The sequence below is a fragment of the Rhodococcus sp. ENV425 genome, from assembly GCF_002887785.1.
Classification (GTDB): Bacteria; Actinomycetota; Actinomycetes; order Mycobacteriales; family Mycobacteriaceae; genus Rhodococcus; species Rhodococcus aetherivorans.
Window position 1 is genome coordinate 8,475 of record NZ_PCZU01000037.1, and the last position, 3,326, is coordinate 11,800.

A 3,326-nucleotide genomic window follows, 5' to 3' on the forward strand; every position below is an offset into this window, starting at 1 on the left:
TGCCCTCGCCGGCCTCGAGCGTCTCGGCATCGCCGTCGACGAGACCCGCAACGCCGCCTCCGCACGCGGCGAGCGGCGCATCTCGGCGGACACGTCGCAGGTGGAGATCCTCGTGATCCCGACCAACGAGGAGCTCGCCATCGCGCGCGCGGCCGCGGCGCTGGTGTAGGCCGAAGGGGGCGAGGGCGCGACATCGTACAGGTGCCACTCCCGAAGGCCGCCCCCTCGAGGTGGTACCTGTGGACAGCTCCGAGTTGTCCACAGAGTGACGTGAGCGGGCTTTCCCGGCCGCGGCGCGACCAGCATGCTGCGCGCATGACTTTCTCCGGTCGACCCTTCCTCGGCACGGAAGCTGTGGCTTCGGGCCGGGTCACTGCTCACGATCTGCGCTGCCGGTTCGATCGCATCCATCGCAATGTGTACGTATCGAAGGGCACCGTGCTCGACGCGGTCGGCCGTGCGCACGCGGCGTGGCTGTGGTCGGGACGGAAAGGCGTACTTGCCGGCATGTCGGCCGCGGCGGTGCACGGCACCAGATGGATCGACGACGAAGTGCCCCCAGAGTTGGCGTTCGGTGCTCATGTGCGGGCGCCCAAGGCAATCCTCGTGCGGAAGGCCGACCTGGCCGCACACGAGGTGTGCACGATCGGCGGCTTGATTGTCACGACCCCGGCACGCACCGCGTTCGATCTCGGTCGCGCGCTCGGCTTCGACCACGCCGTGGAAACCCTGGACGCCCTGTGCAACGCCACGGGGTTGCCGGTGACGGACGTATTCGACGTGGCGGCAAGTCGCGGAGCCGCCAGGGGCGTGGCACAGCTCCGGCGCGTGCTGGCCGTCGTCGACGGTGGAGCCGAGTCTCCACCCGAAACGCGAACTCGCCTCCTGCTCGCTCGCCACGGGCTGCCTGCGCCCGAAACGCAGCTGATCATCCGAGACGGCTCCGGACGATTCCTGGCGAGAGCGGACATGGGATGGGGACGGTGGAAGGTGATCGTCGAATACGACGGCGAGCACCACTGGACCGACCGGCGGCAGCGAGCGCGGGACATCGATCGATATGCGGTCCTCGAGGAGAACAGTTGGAGAGTTGTGCGGGTGGGCGCCGTGCTCCTCAGGGAACGGCCGCACATCGTTGTCGAACGTGTCCGCCGAGCTTTGGACGCGGCTGGTGCCCGTTGGTGACGCGCGAGGGGGCGGTTGTCGGGAGTGCTACTCGCCCGATGTCTTCATAACGACCCCTTCAACGTTCGGCGCGGAGACGGGCTACAGGATGCTGCGGGGGCGGATGGCGTTGGCCAGGTCGACGAGGGTGTAGCGGTGGGTGCGGGCGGGGGCGTTGCGGGCGAGGGCGCGCAGGCCGGACTCGGTGCCGGCGCGAAGTCCCTTCTCGGTGAAGGGGACGTCGAGGATCGGGTCGAGTTCGCGGCGGGCGGAGTGGCCGGCGCGCACCCAGTCGAGTGCCGTCGACAACACCAGGGTGCGCATCTGCAGGAACCGGCTCTCGTCGGGCGACAACGTCCCCACCCGGCGCGCGGCCTCGCGCAGGTCGGCTTCCTCGAGTTCGTCGATCGGCCTGTCGTGCAACAGGATCAGCACCGTGGTCATGCGGGCGACGGCGTGGTGCCGGGAACTCGCGGGTACCTGGTCGAGCGCCGCGATCGCACCGGCCCGGTCGCCGCGGCGGGTGAGCTGCCGGGCGAGGCCGAACGCCGCGCTGACCACGTTGTGGTCGGTGCGCCACACGGTGCGGTAGTAGTTCTCGCAGAATCGGCGCCAGGCCTCGGGATCGTCGCTCTCCCAGTGCTGCAGGATGAGTTCCGCGGTTGCGGCGAGCGCCAGCTTGGGTGCGGTCTCGCCGGGCATCGCCGCGAGTACCTTCTCGAATCTGCCGAAGGAGGACTCGAATTCGCCGTTGACGAGTTCCGCCAGTCCGGCATACCAGTCGATGCGCCAGTCCGCGCCGAGGTCGCGTTCGAGCTTGCGCAGGATCTCCGCGGCGCGGGTGCCGTGGCCCAGGTCGAGATGGGCGCGCACCTCCGCGAGGGTGATCTCGCGGGAGAACGAGACGTCCGCGGTGCCGACGACGCGTTCGAGCCCGTTGTCGCGCGCGTGCCGCAGCGAGTCGAGGGTCTGCTGGGGCTCGCTGTGCACCGCGGCGGCGAGCAGCGCGGCGCTCGGATCGTTGGGGTCGAGCAGCGGCACCGGCAGCGCCGCCGCCACGTCGCGGGCCGAGAGGTTCTCGTCCCGCGCGACGCCGTCGACGATCGAATCCGTGCGTCCGACGGCCTCGTCCGTCCCGAACGTCGTCCGCTGGCGGCTGAAGACCGACGACAGGCCGGGATGCTCCTCGCCGGTCTGCTGCGACAGGATCTCCCGCAGGACCCCCGTCAGCTGGCTCGCCATCTCGTCGGCCGACCGGAACCGCTGCTGCGGATCGGCGTCGGTCGCCCGCAGCAGCAGCCGGTGGTACGACTCGTACTCCGCCAGCAGCGGTGCCTTCTCGGGGGTGGGCAGGCCGTCGGCCAGGCGGCCCTGCTGCCACGGCATGTCGAGGGTGAGCACGGCCAGGGTCCGGCCGACGGTGTAGATGTCGGTGGCGACGGTCGGGCCCGTGCGCACGATCTCCGGGGCCTGGTAGCCGGGCGTGCCGTACAGGTAGCCGTAGTCCTCGACGCCGGTGACGGCCCCGAGGTCGATGAGCTTGAGCTGCTCCTCGGTGACCATGATGTTCTCGGGCTTGAGGTCGTTGTAGACGAGTCCGATCGAGTGCAGGTAGCTCAGCGCCGGCATGATCTCGAGGACGTACGCGATGGCCTGTTCGACGGGCATCCGGGCCGGCTCGGGACAGCTGTCGAGCACCTCGCGCAGCGAATGCCCGCCCACGTATTCCATGACGATGTAGCCCATCGGGGTGCCGTCCGGGCGCGGGTGCTCGATGAAGTTGAAGATCTTCACGATGCTCGGGTGCGTCACCTCGGCGAGGAACTGCTTCTCGGCGACGGCGACGGCCTGCGCCTCGGCGTCGCCCGAGTGCAGCAGGCCCTTGAGCACGACCCACCGGTCGCTGACGTTCCGGTCGACGGCGAGGTAGATCCAGCCCAGCCCGCCGTGCGCGAGGCAGCCCTGCACCTCGTACTGCCCGCCGACGATGGCGCCGGGCGGCAGCATCGGGACGAACTCGAACGGGGTGCCGCACGAGGGACAGCGCCCGGAGGTGGGGCCCGGTCCGTTCGGCGTGCTGCGGCCGACCGGCTTGCCGCACTTCCAGCAGAACCGCTTGCCCTCGGCCACGTGCGGATCCGGGAGCACCACGGAGGCCGGGT

General features: G+C 70.1%; 2 protein-coding genes and 1 pseudogene. 2 read left to right on the forward strand and 1 reads right to left on the reverse strand.

Going from position 1 to position 3,326, the window contains the following annotated elements:
• Positions 1-169, forward strand: a pseudogene (locus tag CQZ88_RS30380) (acetate kinase); the annotation flags it as partial.
• Between the two features lie 146 nt (positions 170-315).
• A complete protein-coding gene (locus CQZ88_RS02590) occupies positions 316-1,185 on the forward strand; it encodes a DUF559 domain-containing protein (protein WP_044476061.1) in 870 nt (289 codons plus the stop codon).
• An 81-nt stretch (positions 1,186-1,266) separates the two neighbouring features.
• Here CQZ88_RS02590 and CQZ88_RS02595 read toward each other — a convergent pair.
• On the reverse strand, positions 1,267-3,326 hold a 2,060-nt coding region (locus tag CQZ88_RS02595; RefSeq protein ID WP_102799211.1), incomplete at its 5' end, for a serine/threonine-protein kinase.